Origin of the sequence: Streptomyces sp. NPDC088254, from assembly GCF_044740925.1 — a bacterium.
Lineage (GTDB): Bacteria > Actinomycetota > Actinomycetes > Streptomycetales > Streptomycetaceae > Streptomyces.
Genome location: NZ_JBIURQ010000007.1, coordinates 180,650 through 196,620, shown reverse-complemented (window position 1 = coordinate 196,620; position 15,971 = coordinate 180,650). Strand labels below are relative to the sequence as shown.

General features: G+C 70.3%; 15 protein-coding genes and 1 pseudogene. 9 read left to right on the top strand and 7 right to left on the bottom strand.

Translation table 11 applies throughout. The annotated features are described in order from the left end of the window. Position 1: 1 nt before the first annotated feature. The 3 genes from ACIOC0_RS21575 to ACIOC0_RS21565 form a co-directional block, all read right to left on the bottom strand. Positions 2 to 1,273: a TIGR02678 family protein gene (locus tag ACIOC0_RS21575; protein WP_402156800.1), complete on the bottom strand. Its 1,272-nt coding sequence runs from the start codon at positions 1,271 to 1,273 to the stop codon at positions 2 to 4. Then, positions 1,270 to 2,883 (bottom strand): TIGR02677 family protein, encoded by a 1,614-nt coding sequence (locus tag ACIOC0_RS21570; RefSeq protein WP_402156799.1) that lies wholly within the window; start codon positions 2,881 to 2,883, stop codon positions 1,270 to 1,272. Before ACIOC0_RS21570 ends, ACIOC0_RS21575 begins: the two co-directional genes overlap by 4 nt. A 189-nt stretch (positions 2,884 to 3,072) precedes the next feature. After that, a complete protein-coding gene (locus ACIOC0_RS21565) occupies positions 3,073 to 3,633 on the bottom strand; it encodes a TetR/AcrR family transcriptional regulator (RefSeq protein WP_402156797.1) in 561 nt (186 codons plus the stop codon). A 111-nt stretch (positions 3,634 to 3,744) separates the two neighbouring features. Between ACIOC0_RS21565 and ACIOC0_RS21560 the strand changes: the two genes are divergently transcribed. From ACIOC0_RS21560 to ACIOC0_RS21535, 6 genes and pseudogenes are all read left to right on the top strand, one after another. Next, a complete protein-coding gene (locus ACIOC0_RS21560) occupies positions 3,745 to 4,437 on the top strand; it encodes an SDR family oxidoreductase (RefSeq protein WP_402156796.1) in 693 nt (230 codons plus the stop codon). Between the two features lie 58 nt (positions 4,438 to 4,495). Further along, a complete protein-coding gene (locus ACIOC0_RS21555; RefSeq protein WP_402156794.1) occupies positions 4,496 to 5,551 on the top strand; it encodes an aldo/keto reductase in 1,056 nt (351 codons plus the stop codon). A gap of 133 nt (positions 5,552 to 5,684) precedes the next feature. Then, complete coding sequence (locus tag ACIOC0_RS21550) at positions 5,685 to 6,695, top strand: NADP-dependent oxidoreductase (RefSeq protein ID WP_402156793.1); 1,011 nt, start codon at positions 5,685 to 5,687, stop codon at positions 6,693 to 6,695. A gap of 86 nt (positions 6,696 to 6,781) precedes the next feature. Beyond that, positions 6,782 to 7,645: an alpha/beta fold hydrolase gene (locus tag ACIOC0_RS21545; protein WP_402156792.1), complete on the top strand. Its 864-nt coding sequence runs from the start codon at positions 6,782 to 6,784 to the stop codon at positions 7,643 to 7,645. A gap of 66 nt (positions 7,646 to 7,711) precedes the next feature. After that, entirely contained in the window at positions 7,712 to 7,954 is a 243-nt protein-coding gene (locus ACIOC0_RS21540; protein ID WP_402157158.1) for a hypothetical protein, read from the top strand. Beyond that, positions 7,951 to 7,995, top strand: a pseudogene (locus ACIOC0_RS21535) (hypothetical protein); the annotation flags it as partial. The gene ACIOC0_RS21540 and the pseudogene ACIOC0_RS21535, both read left to right, overlap by 4 nt. A 314-nt stretch (positions 7,996 to 8,309) precedes the next feature. Here ACIOC0_RS21535 and ACIOC0_RS21530 read toward each other — a convergent pair. The 3 genes from ACIOC0_RS21530 to ACIOC0_RS21520 all read right to left on the bottom strand — a co-directional run bounded on the left by ACIOC0_RS21530 (position 8,310) and on the right by ACIOC0_RS21520 (position 9,811). Beyond that, the gene (locus ACIOC0_RS21530; protein WP_402156791.1) at positions 8,310 to 8,702 is read right to left on the bottom strand and encodes a type II toxin-antitoxin system death-on-curing family toxin; all 393 of its coding nucleotides are present in this window, start codon (positions 8,700 to 8,702) and stop codon (positions 8,310 to 8,312) included. Continuing rightward, a complete protein-coding gene (locus ACIOC0_RS21525) occupies positions 8,699 to 8,893 on the bottom strand; it encodes a ribbon-helix-helix protein, CopG family (protein ID WP_037672007.1) in 195 nt (64 codons plus the stop codon). The genes ACIOC0_RS21530 and ACIOC0_RS21525 overlap by 4 nt, the downstream gene beginning before the upstream one ends. Positions 8,894 to 9,157: 264 nt before the next feature. Next, positions 9,158 to 9,811, bottom strand: a complete 654-nt coding sequence (locus ACIOC0_RS21520; RefSeq protein WP_402156789.1) for a TetR/AcrR family transcriptional regulator — start codon at positions 9,809 to 9,811, stop codon at positions 9,158 to 9,160. A gap of 245 nt (positions 9,812 to 10,056) precedes the next feature. On the opposite strand from ACIOC0_RS21520, the gene ACIOC0_RS21515 reads away from it, so the two are divergent. From ACIOC0_RS21515 to ACIOC0_RS21505, 3 genes are all read left to right on the top strand, one after another. Further along, on the top strand, positions 10,057 to 13,278 hold the full coding sequence (locus ACIOC0_RS21515; protein ID WP_402156788.1) for a bifunctional cytochrome P450/NADPH--P450 reductase: 3,222 nt from the start codon (positions 10,057 to 10,059) through the stop codon (positions 13,276 to 13,278). A gap of 158 nt (positions 13,279 to 13,436) precedes the next feature. Next, positions 13,437 to 14,483 (top strand): zinc-binding dehydrogenase, encoded by a 1,047-nt coding sequence (locus tag ACIOC0_RS21510; protein ID WP_402156786.1) that lies wholly within the window; start codon positions 13,437 to 13,439, stop codon positions 14,481 to 14,483. A gap of 108 nt (positions 14,484 to 14,591) precedes the next feature. Beyond that, positions 14,592 to 15,242: a TetR/AcrR family transcriptional regulator gene (locus ACIOC0_RS21505; protein WP_402156785.1), complete on the top strand. Its 651-nt coding sequence runs from the start codon at positions 14,592 to 14,594 to the stop codon at positions 15,240 to 15,242. Here ACIOC0_RS21505 and ACIOC0_RS21500 read toward each other — a convergent pair. Then, positions 15,208 to 15,846 (bottom strand): TetR/AcrR family transcriptional regulator, encoded by a 639-nt coding sequence (locus ACIOC0_RS21500; RefSeq protein ID WP_402156783.1) that lies wholly within the window; start codon positions 15,844 to 15,846, stop codon positions 15,208 to 15,210. The two genes, ACIOC0_RS21505 and ACIOC0_RS21500, sit on opposite strands and share 35 nt — an antisense overlap. Positions 15,847 to 15,971 lie beyond the last annotated feature (125 nt).

Below are 15,971 nucleotides of genomic sequence, written 5' to 3'. Positions count from 1 at the left end.
TTCACCTTTCATCCTGCACGGGCTGCACGGGCTGCACAGGCTGCAGGGTCTGCTCGGTCGTGGCGGGCCGGCGGGCCCGTCCGGGTTCCTTGACGACGGGCTCACCGACCGCGTACCGCGCGAGGGCGGGCCGCGGTACGACGCCCCGTTCGGAGCGCTCGGCGAGTCCCAGCGCCACCAGCCTGGCCAGCGCCCGCTCGACGAGTTCGGGCTCCGCGCCCGGTTCCCTCGCCGACCTGGACCAGAACCCGCCGTGTTCCACGGCCAGTTCCCGTACGCGGGCCGCGAGCTCCGCCGGCTCGACGGGCCCGGCCGCCCGCGCCAGGTGCCCCGCCAGCAGCAGGGTGATGTGACCGTGGGTGCCCTGTTCCGGCATGCGCGTGTCGGTGAGGTCGTCCATCGGGTCGACCATGGCGATGCCCTCGGCCCGGACCTCCGGGACGAGTCCCGTCAGTTCGTTGATGCGGGCGGTGATGAAGCCGCGCTGCCGGGTGAGGTAGGCCAGTTCTTCGTCGGTCAGGTCGTCGTAGTACAGGACCGGGTCGTCCAGGAGGATGCGGGTCAGTTTCCAGCGGACCGCCCGGAACCTGAGCTCGTCGCTGTCGAGCGCGGTCCACGCGGTCATCTCCACCAGGCGCTCCTCGAAGCCCTCGGCCTCGACCATGGAGGGACCCCGCCGGGACGCGGGCATCCCGGCCAGCACGCGCCGCCGCACGTCGTACAGCACGTCGCCCGATCCGCTGACGTAGGCGTCCTCGTCGCCGGCCACCCGCCGCAGCACCCCGAGCCGCAGCAGCACGCGGACGACCGCCGCGAGGTCGAGGCGCTCGTCGCGCCGCTCCAGGGTGAACGTGATCCCGGCGGCGACGAGTTCGGGATCGGCGGCGGCCAGGACGACTTGCTCGGCGAGACGTCCGAGCGCCACCTGCGACTCGCCCCGTTCCAGTGCGGCCAGGGCCAGGCAGAGCAGGACGTAGCGGCGGCGGGTGAAGGGCAGGGCACTGCGGGCGGCCTCACGCGCCGGGTGCGTGGCGTCGGTGAGGGTGCCCGGCGTCTTGCGCAGCCGTGCGGCGTCGGCGTCCGTGCGCAGCGTCCAGCCGACGTTGCGTTCGAACCACTCCCGCAGTTCGGCGGCATGCCGGCGCACCAGCCGGAACTCGTCGGCGTACGGTCCGTCGGCGGTGAGCAGCGGCTCCTTCAGCAGGGCGCGTGCGGCCTTCTGGAGGTCGGCCTGCCGCTGGCCGTCGAGGACCTCGGCAAGGGGGCCGCTCATCGGTTCTCCGCGAGCTGGGGAGCGGCGTCCCGTCGGGGGACGGGGACGGGAACCGGTGCCGATGCCGGTGTGGCGGCGCGGTCGCCCTGCCCCACCGTGAGGTCGACGATGTCGATCAGGTGGTCGGGACCGCTGAACACACCGTCGGGGGTGTGCACTTCGGCCGTCGATCCGTCGTCGAGGGCGGTCAGCCGGATCTCCATCGAGCCGTCCCCGCTGGTGGCCGCGGTGGTGGTCGTGCCCGGCCGCCAGGTGGCGAGCGCGTCGCCGAGCAGCCGCAGGAACAACTGGAAGGCGAGCGGGTCGAGTTCGCCGAGCCGCGAGAGCCGCATCGGTCCGCCCGTCACGAGACTGTCCCGGGCCCGCCTGGTCTCCTCCGTCTGCCGGGCGGCGATCTCGGCGAGCCGGCGCTTCGCCTCGCCCCGGTCGGCGACCCGGCGCGGCTTCCCGCGCCGTTCGTAGCTGCCGGTGCGGCGCAGCTGGGGGCTGATCCGCAGCGGTCGGGCCTCACTCCACGGGGTGGCGGCCGGCTCCGGGGAGGCCGTCCGTTCGGCGAGGGTGTCGGCGTCGACGGTGAGGTGCCGGGAGGAGTGCAGCCCGAACGCCACGCGCCACAGCCGGTGCCGTGCCGCGTCGTCCGGGGCCTGGGCGAACCAGCGCGCGAGGGTGCGGAAGTCGGCCGAGCGGTCCGAGCGTCCGGCCCGCCGCTCGTTGAGCTGCCGTACGACGGCCAGGAGCTGCGGGATCGAACCGAGCGCCCGCCCGCGCAGCAGCCTGGCCTGCGACTCCCGTCCCTCTTCCGAAACGAACCACTCGGCGAGCCCGGACCACCGCGCGGCCCACCGCTCGTACGCCACCGCCTCCGCCCGATCGGCGTCCTCGGGAGCGGCGTCGGCGGCTTCGCGGGCGGCGGCCAGCCGCAGCAGCGGACCGACCCGTTCCTGTTCCTCCAGCTCCCCGATCAGCAGGGCGATGCGCCCGCCCAGGGTGATGAGGTCCTGGATGAACCGCTCCAGGTACTGGATCAGCCGGTCCTTGTAGGCGAGGAACGCCTCGACCTCGATGTCGTGCAGGTCGATGGTGCGCTGGAGCGAGCCCATGAAGGCGCGGGCGTTGTCGGCGAGGTCGGTGAACCGCGCAGTCAGCACGGACAGGGCGACGTATGTCTTGGCCGGGTCGGGCTCGTCCTCCGCGGCGATCACCAGCAGCGCCCGCAGCTGCGTGACGATGTCGTGCAGTGCGACCGCCTGGAGTTCGCCGCGCCGCCCCAGCACCTCGTCGTACGTCCCCAGCGCCGCCTCGACCGCCTCACCGGCCCGGGTGAGCTGGTAGATGAACCGTCTGCGGTAGAAGTCCTCGACCGCCGTCACCCGCGCGTGGTCCGGATCGGCCCGCAGATTGCCCCACTCCACGAGTTTGTCCAGCGCCTGCGTCACCGCCTCGGGGTCGGCGGGCCTGCCGTCCGCGTCCAGGGCCGCGTACACGTCCTCCGGCCGCAGATGCACCGCGAACCGCTCCTTGGCGGCGAGGAAGGTCCGCATCACCTGGCGGTAGAGGGGGGCGTTGGGGGCGGTGAGGTGAGCGAACGGGGTGTAGTCGCTGGAGGTCATCTCGGCACATTCTTCCACCCCGGTCACGGGCTCACGTGGGGGTTGCGAACACGCACTCCGCCCAGACCCCCTTCGAGTCGCTCTCGTACGACACACTGGTGGTCAAGGGCCGCTTCAGGCCGAGGAGTACCGCGATCGAAGTCCTCCCGAGCCGACCACCGAGGCGGACCGTCTGCCTATTGCCCTTGATCAACCGGTTTCGGTCAATGCTGCGTGCGCTGCGGCGAGGATCTCCCCGGAGAGCGGAGAGCCCTTGGTGGCCCGGGACAGGACCAGCGCACCGAACAGCGTGCAGAGCCGGACGATGCCGTCCTGGTCGTCACCGGCCAGGAAATCGGCGAAGTCGGCCACCCCCTCGGCGTAGACGCGACGGGCCTCGCGCCCCCCGCCCTCCCGCGCGATGTCGGTGGCGAGCGCGGCGACCGGGCAGCCGTCCGCCGGGTCATCGCGGTGCTCGACGGAGAGGTAGGCGTCGATCAGCGCCTGCTGGGCGGCGGCGCGCTGCCCGTCGTACCGCTCGAGCCCGGCGCTGTAGCGATGGGCGAGCTCGGCGAAGGCGTGGGCGGTCGCCTCGTCGACGAGCGCCTCCTTGGAGGCGAACTGCTTGTAGAAGGCGCCGTGAGTCAGACCGGCCGCCTTCATCAGGTCGGCGACGCTGACCTGCGTGCCCTGCTCTCGGAACAGCCGGGAAGCGGTGTCCACCACCCGCCTGCGATTTTCCTCCGCCTGCGCCTGCGATACGCGGCCCATGACCACCTCCCATTTGGATGTCGACTGGCATCTATCATAGTCCCGTGTTTAGATTATGCCTGTAATCTAATTCAGGCGGGTCGACGGCATCCGCGGGCACATGGAGCGAGCATGGAACTGAAGAACGCAGTCGCGGTCGTCACCGGCGCCAACCGGGGGCTCGGGCGGCACCTGGCCGCCCAGCTCGTCGAGCGCGGCGCGAAGGTGTACGGCGCGGCCCGACGCCCCGAGACGGTCGACGTGCCGGGCGTCCTCCCGCTGCGGCTGGACGTCACGGACGAGGCGTCGATACAAGAGGCCGCGCGCCTGGCGCCCGACGCGACACTGCTGATCAACAACGCGGGCATCTCCACCGGCGCGACGCTGATGGGAGGCGACGTGACCGAGGTGCGCCGGGAGATGGAGACCAACTTCTTCGGCCCGCTCGCCGCGACCCGCGCCTTCGCCCCCGTGATCGAGGGCAACGGCGGCGGCGCCGTGCTCAACGTCCTGTCCGTCCTGTCCTGGTTCCACCCGGCAGGACTCGGCTCCTACGCCGCGTCCAAGGCCGCCGCCTGGGCGCTGAGCGACGCGACCCGTGAGGAACTGGCACCGCGCGGGATCACCGTCTCGGCGCTGCACGTCGGCTACATGGACACCGACATGGCCGCCGGCGTACCCGCCGATCAGAAAGTCGCCGCCGCCGACGTCGCGGCCCAGGCCCTGCAGGGCATCGAGGCGGGCCTGCCCGAGATTCTCGCCGACGAGGCCAGCCGGTACGTCAAGCAGAGCCTGTCCGCGACACCCCAGCCGAACGCGGACTGACGCTCACCCCTCCATCCCGACGCGACCACTTCCACCTCCCTTCGTTCAAGGACATCTCATGCGATACACGACCTTCGGCCACCGGACCGGACTGCGCGTCTCCGAGTACGCGCTCGGCACCGCGAACTTCGGCACCGGCTGGGGCGCGGGCGCCGAGCCGGACGAGGCACGCCGGATCTTCGACCGGTTCGCCGAGGCCGGCGGCACCTTTCTCGACAGCGCGGACGGCTACCAATTCGGCGAGTCGGAGGAACTGACCGGGAAGCTGATCTCCGCCGACCGCGACCATTTCGTCCTGGCCACGAAGTTCGCCCTCGGCGCCGCCGCACAGCCGGACATCTCCAGGACCGGCAACAGCCGCAAGAACATGGTCGCCTCGGTCGAGGCCAGTCTGAAGCGCCTGAACACCGACTACATCGACCTGCTGTGGGTGCACTTCCCCGACGAGCTCACGCCCATGGAGGAGCTCCTGCGCGGACTCGACGACCTGGTGAGCGCCGGCAAGATCCACCACGCCGCGCTGTCCAACTTCCCCGCCTGGCGCGTGTCGCGCGCGGTGACCCTCGCGGACCTGAAGAACTGGGCCCCGATCGTGGGCATCCAGCACGAGTACAGCCTCGTCGAGCGCACCGCCGACCGTGAGCTCCTGCCCATGGCCGAGAGCCTGGGCCTGGGTGCCGCCCTGTGGTCCCCGCTCGGCGGCGGATTGCTCACCGGCAAATACCGCCGCTCCCCCGAGGGGCGCCTGAGCGACCTGGGGGTGGTCATCCACACCGAGAGCACCGGCCAGAAGACCGCCGTCGTCGACACCGTCCTGGCGATCGCCGAGGAGACCGGCGTGACGCCCGCCCAGGTGGCGGTGGCCTGGGTGCGCGAGCGCGCCGCCCGCTCCGTTGCCACGCTCGTCCCGATCATCGGCCCGCGCAGTCTCTCCCAGCTCGACAGCTACCTCGGTGCCCTCGACGTCCAGCTGACCGCCGAGCAGTACACCCGCCTGGCCGAGGTCAGCGCGGTGCCGCTCGGCGCACCCCACGAGGGAACCGCCGCCTCACTGGACCGCCTCCAGGGAGGCGCCGCCGACCGCGTCACCGCCCCGGTCGTGCCGGTCGCCTGAAGGGTGAGCGCGGCCGAGTGCCCAGCACGCCCGAGCCGCAGCCAGAGAAACAACCCGAACTGTCTCGTACCGGTCGACGGCCGGGCGAGCGGAGACCCCGCCCTCTCAGGGACGGAACAGAACGGAGACGACGATGAGGGCCTTCATGGTCGAGAAGTACGGCGACCGAGCCGGGATGCGCGCCGCCGAGCTCCCCGACCCGCAGGTAGGTGCCCACGACGTCCTGGTGAAGATCCACGCGGCGGGCGTCAACCCGCTGGACCTCAGGATCCGCAACGGGGACTTCAAGGCGTTCATGCCCTACCGTCTCCCGCTCGTTCTGGGCAACGACCTCGCCGGGACGGTGGTCCGCGTCGGCCCGTCCGTCACCCGCTTCGCGGTGGGCGACGAGGTCTACGCCCGGCCCGACAAGGACCGCATCGGTACCTTCGCCGAGCTCATCGCCGTCCACCAGGACGACCTGGCGCCCAAGCCGGCCACCCTCACCATGGCCGAGGCCGCCTCCCTCCCCCTGGTCGCCCTGACCGCATGGCAGGCACTGGTCGAGCGGGCCCGCGTGCAGCCGGGCCAGAAGGTCCTCGTCCACGCGGGCGCCGGCGGCCTCGGCTCCATCGCCGTCCAGCTGGCCAAGGCGCTGGGCGCGCACGTGGCCACCAGCGTGAGCACCGCCAAGGTCGGTCTGGCCAGGGACCTCGGCGCGGACGTCGTCATCGACTACCGCACCCAGGACTTCGAAGAGGCCCTCGACGGCTACGACGTCGTCCTCGACAGCATCGGCGGCGAGAACCTCGCCAAGTCCCTGCGCGTTCTCAAGCCCGGCGGCATGGCCATCAGCGTCGCGGGCCCGCCCGACCCGGCCTTCGCCCGCGAACTGGGCGCGAACCCGATCCTCCGCCTGGCCATGACCGCCCTCAGCTTCAAGACCCGGCGCAGCGCCAAGCGCCACGGCGTGACGTTCACGTTCCTGTTCATGAAGGCCAGTGGCGACCAACTGCGCGAACTCACCGCACTCATCGACACCGGGAAGATCCGCCCCGTCGTCGACCGCGTCTTCCCGTTCGAAGAAACCCTCCAGGCCATGGAATACGTCGAGAGGGGACGGGCAAAGGCCGGCAAAGTCGTCGTCGCGATGACGCAAGGGTGAAAACGAGTACCAGGCGCCAGTCACCTCCCACAGTGACACGACCCTGCACACCCCACTCCCCCGCCACACCACCTCAGGACCCGGCCATGAGCACACCGCCCAGTTCACCCGCCCCGATGTCGTACAAGAACACGCCGAACCGCTCCGTGTCCGTGCGTGGCGTGACCTTCGCCTACCGGCGGCTCGGTCCGGACGACGGCGTGCCCCTGATCCTCCTCAACCACCTGTCCGCAGTCCTGGACAACTGGGACCCCCGCGTCGTCGACGGACTCGCCGCCCTGCGCCCCGTGATCACCTTCGACAACCGCGGCGTCGGCGCGTCCGGAGGCTCCACACCCGACACGATCGAGGCGATGGCTCGCGACACCGTGCTGTTCATCCGGGCCCTCGGGTACGACAGGGTCGACCTGCTCGGCCTGTCGATGGGCGGCTTCATCGCCCAGGTCATCGCGGCGGAAGAACCCGATCTTGTACGCAAGCTCATCCTCGCGGGCACGGGGCCCGCCGGCGGCCCCGGCATCGACAAGGTCACAAGCCTCACCGTCAAGGACACCATCAAGGCCGTCCTGACCCGCAAGGACCCCAAGCAGTACCTGTTCTTCACCGACACCGCCGGTGGCCGCCGGGCGGCCCACGCCTTCCTGGACCGGCTGAAGGAACGTACGAACGACCGCGACAAAGCCATCTCGCTCTCATCGTTCCGCGCCCAGCTGAAGGCCATCCACCACTGGGGCCGCCAGGCACCGGCCGATCTGTCGCGCATTCACCAACCGGTCCTGGTGGCCAACGGCGAGAGCGATCGCATGGTCCCGAGCGTCAACACAGTCGACCTGGCGGCCCGGTTGCCCCAAGGCCAACTCGAACCCCTCTACCCCGACGCCGGACACGGCGGGATCTTCCAATACCACGACAGATTCGTCCCGCGGGCGCTCGAATTCCTGGAACCGTAGCCAGCCGCCGGGCAGGTCCAGGCCCCTGCTTATGCGCTCAGCGAGACCGGCACCAGGAAATCCGCACTGGGCCGGCGCATCGAGGGCCGGGTCACCGCAGTCCACGCCCAGGGTTGGGCGGAGCGGTACGCCTACGACGACGCCGGAAACCAGACCGCGGCATCCTGGCCGTCCCGCCACCCCGGCAGGGAGGCTGCCGGACCGCGCGTATGCACCGGCACTACCTCACCCGCGCCGGAGACGTCCGCTTCGAGTACGACGCCCTCGGCCGGGTCACCCTGCGGCAGAAGACCCGCCTCACCTCCGTGACCACCCCCGACGGGACCAGGTGGAGGTACCGCTACGACCCCGCTCGGCCGCCGCACCGCGAAACAGCGCCTGGCGGCCGACGGCGAGAGTGTGGTCGAGGAGGTCCGCTTCACCTGGGACGGCGTCCCCCTGTGCGAACAGACCAGCCACCAGCCGGACGCCCCGAACACGGTCGCCCTCACCTGGGACCATCGGGACGTCGTCCCCCTGGCCCAGACCGAGCGCATCCTCACGGCCGACGACCGACGACCGCCAGGAGGAGATCGACCGCCGCTTCTTCGCCATCGCCACCGAACACGCGCCGCTGGGGAGGTGCAGCGGCACGCCCGTACCGGAGTCCATCCGTCATCCTGCGTCAGGAAACGGGGAACCAGGCCGAGAGGCGCTTGGCGATGACCGGGACGTCGATGTTGTCCTGCGCGACGTCCTCGACGAACGGTCCGGCAATGGAGACGGGCGGCGGGGGGATACGAGCACTGACGCCGTTGAACCGCAGGAAGACACGCATGGCGAGCCAGGCGGTGCGCTTGTTACCGTCGATCAACGCGTGATTGCGGGCAACGGAGTGCAGCAGCGCCGCCGCCTTCTCGTGCAGCGTGGGATAAAGCTCGGCCCCGAACACGTTGGTCCGGGGCCGTTCGATCGCGGACACCAGAAGCCCCATGTCACGCACACTGTGCTCCGTGCCGTTGACCTTACGAGCAATGACGAGGATCTCGTCGATCTGGATGTAGCGCACCTCGGTCACTTCAGGTAGTCCAAGATCTCCGCATCGCTGTCCATCAGCTCGGCCAGAACGTCATCGACCTTCAGCTCGGCCCGGTTCTGGGCGTCACGGATGGCCTCGATGGCAAGTTCCTGCTTGCTACGGCCCTCCCGACGAGCCCGCTCGGTGAGCTTCGCATCAAGGTCATCGGGGAGTCGGAGTGTCATCGCCATGCAGCCATGATACCTGACTGGTATCATGGCGGCGAGGTAATAGCAGCGATGCAGCTCCACCGGCTGACGGCAGAGCCGTCCCAGAAACCCGGACCGCGGTGCTGTGGCGGCATGGCCGCCTCCAGCGGCTGTGGAACCACCCCGCCGGGCCGTGTTCCCCGATGTGACGAGGGTGGCTCCCGCAGGTCGCAGCCCGAGATCACTCGAGACTGCGGGCGCAGCTCAGGGCCAGTGTCTGCGGCGCAGCGCCTCAGCAGATGTGACTCAAAGGCCGGCGTCCCGGCCGTCACGATCGCCGGTGAGCCGGCTTTCCAGACCCGTGATCAGCGTGTCCATCACAAGGCGGAACATGTGGTCCTGATCGGGGCCTTCAGAGGCTGTGTCCGCGGAGTCAGGGGCCGCGTCCCCGTCACCGACTTCAGCATCGTCAGAGCCGGCGGGCTTGAGGGTCGACCACTGGCGGAGCGAGCCGTTGAGTTCGGCGGCGAGGACGCCGATGACGACGGCGACCATCAGCGCCGCGATCTCCGAGACCTCTGACTGCGGAACCCCGGCAGCCTCCACGATCGCCGTGAGCGCGATCCAGAACGGGTCGTCCGACTGGATGAAGTCGGGCTGGTGGCTGAACGAGTAGGCCATCAGTTCGGGGTGACGATGCGCCAGGGTCCGGAAGTCCGTTGCGAGCAGGCGGATGCGCTCCTGCCAGGGAGCGTCCTCAAGCGTCACGGTGCGGAACTGGGCGCCGACCATTCTTGTCACGCCGCGCAGCACCGCTTCCTTGTTCGGCACGTGGTGGTACAGCGACATCGGGTTCGCGTCGAGCTCGGTGGCGAGCTTGCGCATGGTGAGCGCCTCGACCCCGTCCTCGTCGATGAGCCGCAGGGCGGCGACGTAGATCCCGGCCTCGGTCAGAGGCACGTCCCTCTTCCTCGTTCCCCGAGGGGGACGCCTCACCTTCTTTTCCATACCTCGTACGGTATCAGTTTCGTACACCGTATGGAAATGACCTGAATCACAGCAGCCGCCAAGGTGACCGGGCTTGCCTCGCATTTCCATACGCCGTACGGTACTAATTCCATACGGCGTATGTTTCCGTCCGGCGCCACGGCATCGACCTGCGCAGCGCGCCCTTGCCCATCTCCCTCCACGCAGAGGAGCAAGCCATGACCATGCACTCCGCGAACGACCTTCGCCCCATCCGGTCCCCGCGTGGGATCCCTCTCCTCGGCAACACGCCGCAGATCCCCGACACCAATCCGGTGGAGTACTTCGGTGAGCTGTCCAAGCAGTTCCCCGAGGGCATCTACGGCATGGACATCGCCGGCATCGAGCAGGTCTTCGTCTACGACCCGGACCTGGTGGCCGAGGTCTGCGACGAGACGCGGTTCTTCAAGCAGATCGACAAGACGCCGCTGCAGCACGTCCGGGACTTCGCGGGGGCGGGCCTGTTCACCGCCCACCAGCACGAAGAGGAATGGGGCATGGCACACCGTGTCCTGCTGCCGGCGTTCAGCCAGCGGGCCATGAAGGCGTACTTCGGGCAGATGCTGGAGATCGCCCAGAACCTGGCGGGCAAGTGGGAGCGCCGGGAAGGGCAGCCGGTCAACATCACCGACGACTACACCCGCCTGACGCTGGACACCATCGCCCTGTCGGGGTTCGGCTACCGGTTCCGGTCCTTCGACAAGGAGGAGCTGCACCCCTTCCTCAACGCACTGCTGGAGGCGCTGATCGAGTCGTTGCGGCGCTCGCAGGAGCTGCCGATGATGACCAAGCTGCGCAAGGCGGACGACCGTAAGTACCGCGACAACATCCGGCTGATGCAGGACCTGGTCGAGAGCGTGATCAAGGAGCGCCGCGAGGGGAAGGGAACCGGTGAGGAGGACCTGCTGGGCCTGATGCTGGAGGCCACGGACCCGGACACCGGCAAGCTGCTGGCCGACGACAACGTCCGCGACCAGGTGCTGACGTTCCTGATCGCCGGTCATGAGACCACCAGTGGTCTGCTGTCGTTCGCCACGTACTCACTGATGCGCAACCCGCACGTCCTGGCCCAGGCGTATGCCGAGGTGGACCGGCTGATGCCCGGTGACACCGTCCCGGACTACGACACGATCATGCAGCTGGACGTCATCCCGCGGATCCTGGACGAGACCCTGCGCCTGTGGGCTCCGATCCCGGCGTTCGGCAAGGCCCCGCTGGAGGACACCGTCATAGGTGGCCACTACCTTCTCAGGAAGGGCACGCGGGTCAACATCCTCGAGGGTCCCCTGCACACCCACCCCAAGGCGTGGGAGCGGCCCGACGAGTTCGACATCGACCGGTGGCTGCCGGAGAACCGCGCCCGGCAGCACCCGCACGCCTACAAGCCGTTCGGCAACGGCGTACGCGCCTGCATCGGCCGCCAGTTCGCGCTCACCGAGGCCCGCCTGGCGCTGGCGCTGGTGCTGCAGAAGTTCAAGCTCTCGGACACCAGCGACTACAAGATGGACGTCAAGGAGGCACTGACCCGCAAGCCCGGCAACTTCGAGCTGATCGTCCGCCGTCGTCAGGAACACGAGCGGACCGTCTTCGGCGCCGCGGATGTGCAGACCGGCGACACGCAGGCGCAGGCAGCGGTCAGCGGTGTCGGGGTGAACCTGACCGTCGCCTACGGCTCCAGCCTGGGTTCGTGCGAGGACCTGGCGCGCACGATCGCCGACCGAGGCGAGCGCTCCGGGTTCGGCACCACGCTGGTGAGCCTGGACGAGCTGGGTGACAACCTGCCCACCGAGGGCCTGCTCGCCGTGGTGGCCGCCAGCTACAACGGCAAGGCCCCCGACAACGCCCAGCGCTTCGACGACCTGCTCGCCGCCGGGCTGCCCGAGGGTGCGCTGGCGAACGTGCGGTACGCGCTGCTGGGCGCCGGCAACACCCAATGGGTGGCCACCTACCAGGCCTTCCCCAAGCGGATCGAGGCAGGTCTGCTGGCGGCCGGCGCCACCCCGGTCGTCGAGCGCGGCATCGCGGACGCCGCCGGTGACTTCGACGGCATGGCCACGCGGTGGATGGACACGCTGTGGGCCACCCTGGCCGAGGAGTACGCCGCCGACACCTCCCAGGCCAGCGGCCCCCGCTACCAGGTCCAGCTGCTCACCGAGTCCGACGTGCGCCCCGCCATCGTCTCCGAGCAGGCGTACCCGCTCACCGTGGTGACCAACGACGAGCTCGTGGCCGACGCGACCGGCCTGTGGGACTTCCAGATCGAGCCGCCGCGCCCGTCCGCGAAGTCCATCACCTTCGAGCTGCCCGAGGGCGTCTCCTACGACACCGGCAACCACCTGGCCGTCTTCGCCAAGAACGAACTCGCCCTGGTGGAGCGCGCGCTGAGGCGGCTCGGCGTCGACTACGACCAGGTGCTCCGGCTCGACCAGCCGGCCGGTGGCCGCACGCACCTGCCGGTCGGCACCCCGGTCACCGCCGGCATCCTGCTCACCGAGTTCCTGGAGCTGCAGGACGTGGCCACCCGGTCCCAGATCCAGACGCTCGCCGAGTACACCCAGTGCCCGTGGACCCGGCCGCAGCTCCAGGCGTACACCGCTGAAACGGAGGAGGCCGAGGAGCGCTACCAGAAGGAGATCCTCGGCAAGCGCATCTCGGTGTTGGGCCTGCTGGAGCGCTTCCCCGCGGTCGAGCTGCCGCTGGCGGTGTTCCTGGAGATGACGGGCCCCATCCGCCCCCGCTTCTACTCCATCTCCTCCGCCCCGTCGGCCAACCCGCGCCACGTGCGCCTGACCGTCGGCCTGCTGGAGGGCCCCGCCCTGTCCGGTGACGGCCGGTACCGCGGCACCTGCACCTCCTACATCGCCGGCCTCGAACCCGGCGACGTCGTATACGGCTACGTCCGCGTGCCCTCCCCGACGTTCGCACCGCCCGCCGACCCCGCCACGCCGCTGATCCTCATCGGCCCCGGCACCGGCATCGCGCCGCTGCGCGGCTTCCTGGAGGAGCGGGCGACACAGCACGCGAACGGCACCCGGGTGGGCGTGTCGCAGGTGTTCGTCGGCTGCCGCCACCCGGAGCACGACTACTTCTACCGCCAGGAGATGCAGGACTGGGAGCAGACCGGGATCGCACAGATCCACACCGCCTTCTCCGCGGTGACCGGCCACCCGGCACGGTTCGTGCAGAACGCCATCGCCCATGCCGCCGACACGGTGTGGCAGGCCATCGAGGACGGCGCGTACGTCTACGTCTGCGGTGACGGCCGCCGCATGGCCCCCGCCGTCCGCGAGGCACTCGCCGCCATCCACCGCCAGAAGACCGGCAGCGACGACGAGACCGCCCAGCAGTGGCTCGCCCAGCTCGAAGCGGACGAGCGCTACCAGCAGGACGTCTTCGCCTGACCGTCGCACGCCGCAGGGCGCGCGCCCCCCAGCCGCCGGGAGGCGTGCGGCATCCCCCGCTGCCGCCGCACGCCTCCGGCCACCACAGAACCCCGCTCAGACACCCGCGGCACCCCTGGATCCCCGCGGCCGGTGCCGCTCACAGAAAGCAGATCCTCATGGACACCATGCTCGCCGGACGCTTCCACCTGGAGAGCAAGAAGTTCGCCGTGGAAGAGGTCCCGATCCCCGTGCCGGGCCCGGGTGAGGTCCTCATCGAGGTCAAGGCCGCCGGCGTCTGCCTCTCCGACGTCCACCTCCTCGACGGCTCTCTCGTCCCCCTGTTCGCCACCTCCGACACGGTCACCGTCGGCCATGAGGTCTCGGGCGTCATCCACACCCTCGGCCCCGACCTCAAGCGCGGCCTGCCCGTCGGCACCCGCGTCACCCTGGAGGCCGGCAAGACCTGCGGTGAGTGCGCCGGATGCGTCCGCCACGGCCCCTGCACCCGGATGCTCACCGCAGGCATCGACTACGACGGCGGCTGGGCCGAGTACGTGATCGCCCGCGAGGACACCCTCGTCCCCATCCCCGGCGGCCTCCCCTTCGACCAGGCCGCGATCATCCCCGACGCGGTCTCCACCCCGTACGCCGCCGTCGTCGCCACCGCGGGCGTTCGTCCCGCTCAGTCCGTCGGCGTCTGGGGCGTGGGCGGAGTCGGCGCGCACAACGTACGCCTCGCCCGCCTGGTCGGCGCCGCCCCGATCATCGCCGTCGACCCGCTGCCCGGCGCCCGCGAGCGCGCCCTGGTCTTCGGCGCGGACCTCGCACTCGACCCGGCAACCCCCGACTTCGCCGACCAGGTCCGCGCAGCCACCGGCGGACGCGGCCTGGACTTCGCGTTCGACTGCGCCGGCGTCCCCGCCGTCCGCGACCAGGCCGCCTCCGTGCTCGGCCTGGGCGGCTCCCTCATCCTGGTGGGCATCACCCCCCGGCCGCTCACCATCACCGAGGGCCTGACCTTCAACTACCTGCAGAAGCAGGTGCGCGGCCACTACGGAGGCTTCCCCGAGTCCGTCTCCGAGCTGGTGCGGCTGACCGCGGCAGGCCGCCTTGACCTGGCCCCCTCCATCACCGACCACATCCCGCTCAAGGAGGCCGCCGACGCCGTCCACCGACTGGAGAACAAGATCGGCGACCCGATCCGCCTCATCCTCGTCCCCTGACACCCGTCAGCAGGACGACAAGCCACCCTGGGCAGGGGTGAGTGGGCGCCGGTGCGTGAGGGAGCACCGGCGCCCACGGCTTTCCGGCAAACGTGGAGAGAAAGAATCATGCAGACGACCGACACCCCGGGCCGTACTGTGCAGCGCAGGGATGCTCACTCCAACCGCCGACGCATCCTCGCGACCGCCCGGCGGAAACTGCGGGAGGACCCGGACGCGAGTCTCGACAGCATCTCTCAGGCGGCCGGCGTCGCCCGGCGCACCCTCTACGGACACTTCCCCAGCCGGGAGGCGCTGGTCGCCGAGCTGGTGCAGGAAGCGGGCCGTGAACTCCGGCAGGCGTTCGCCGGAGCGCGCACCGCGGATGCCGACCCGGTCGAGGCGATGACACGGAAGGTGCTGGCGGCATGGACGGTGGGCGACCACTACCGCCTGCTCATCGCCTTGGGACGGCGCCGTCCGGGATACGACGAGATCCGCACCACTCTGGCGCCGGCCCGCGCTGAGGCCGTCGCAACCCTGCGGAGAGGTCAGCGCCAGGGCGTCTTCGCGGACCACCTTCCAGCACCCGTCCTCGCCCGAGCGCTGGAGGCACTCCTGCTGGTCCTCGCCGAGGACAACGCCGTAGGCCCGGGGGCGGATCCCACTGGTGAGGCCGCGGCAACCGCGTTCCTCGTCGCCGCCGGCGTAGCACCACCAAGGGCCGCGCTTCAGGTGCAGGAGGTCATCGGACGAGTTCGGGCAGCGGGCGGCGGGTGACCTCGTGGGCGTCGTCCGCAGCGAGGCCGAGCATGCGCAGGACCATCTCGGCCAGGTCGGAGGCGGCCTCGTCGCCGTCGAGGTCCGGGCGGTCCAGCCGGAGAGCCACCAGGGACAGCAGGGTGCCGCCCAGGGCGGACAGGGCGGTGGTCGCGTTGGCGCAGGTGAAGCGGCCTGACGCGATGCCGGTCTCCAGGTCGCGCAGGGCGCGTGGGGCGAGGCCGCGGTCGGAGTGGATGTGGGACAGGCCCCGGTCGCGCAGGATCCGCAGGAGTTCCGGGTGGGAGTCGGCCATCCGGGCCGTGAGCCGGAAGCCGACGGCGACCAGCTCGGCCGGGTCGTCGACGCCTTCCACGCGCGCGTCGACGACCTGCCCGAACTCCTCCAGGGCGTCCGTCACCGCCGCGTCGAACAGCTCCGTCTTCGACTCGAAGTGGTTGTAGAAGGACCCGAAGCCGACATCGGCGCGCTCGGCGATGGCCTGGATGCTGACGCTGGTGTCCCCGGTCTCCGCGAGGATCTGCCGGGCCGCGCGGACGAGCGCCTGGCGGGTCTCGGCACGGCGTCGCTCGAAGCGGTTCTTGGGCGGGGCTGACGTCGGCATGCGGCCCAGTGTAACGGTCGCAGCGATGACACTGCCATTACTGATGAGATCCTCAATTATTTGGACTGCACCTATTGACGATGAGAATCGACAGAGTTGATGATTTCCTCATTACGGCAGTGTTG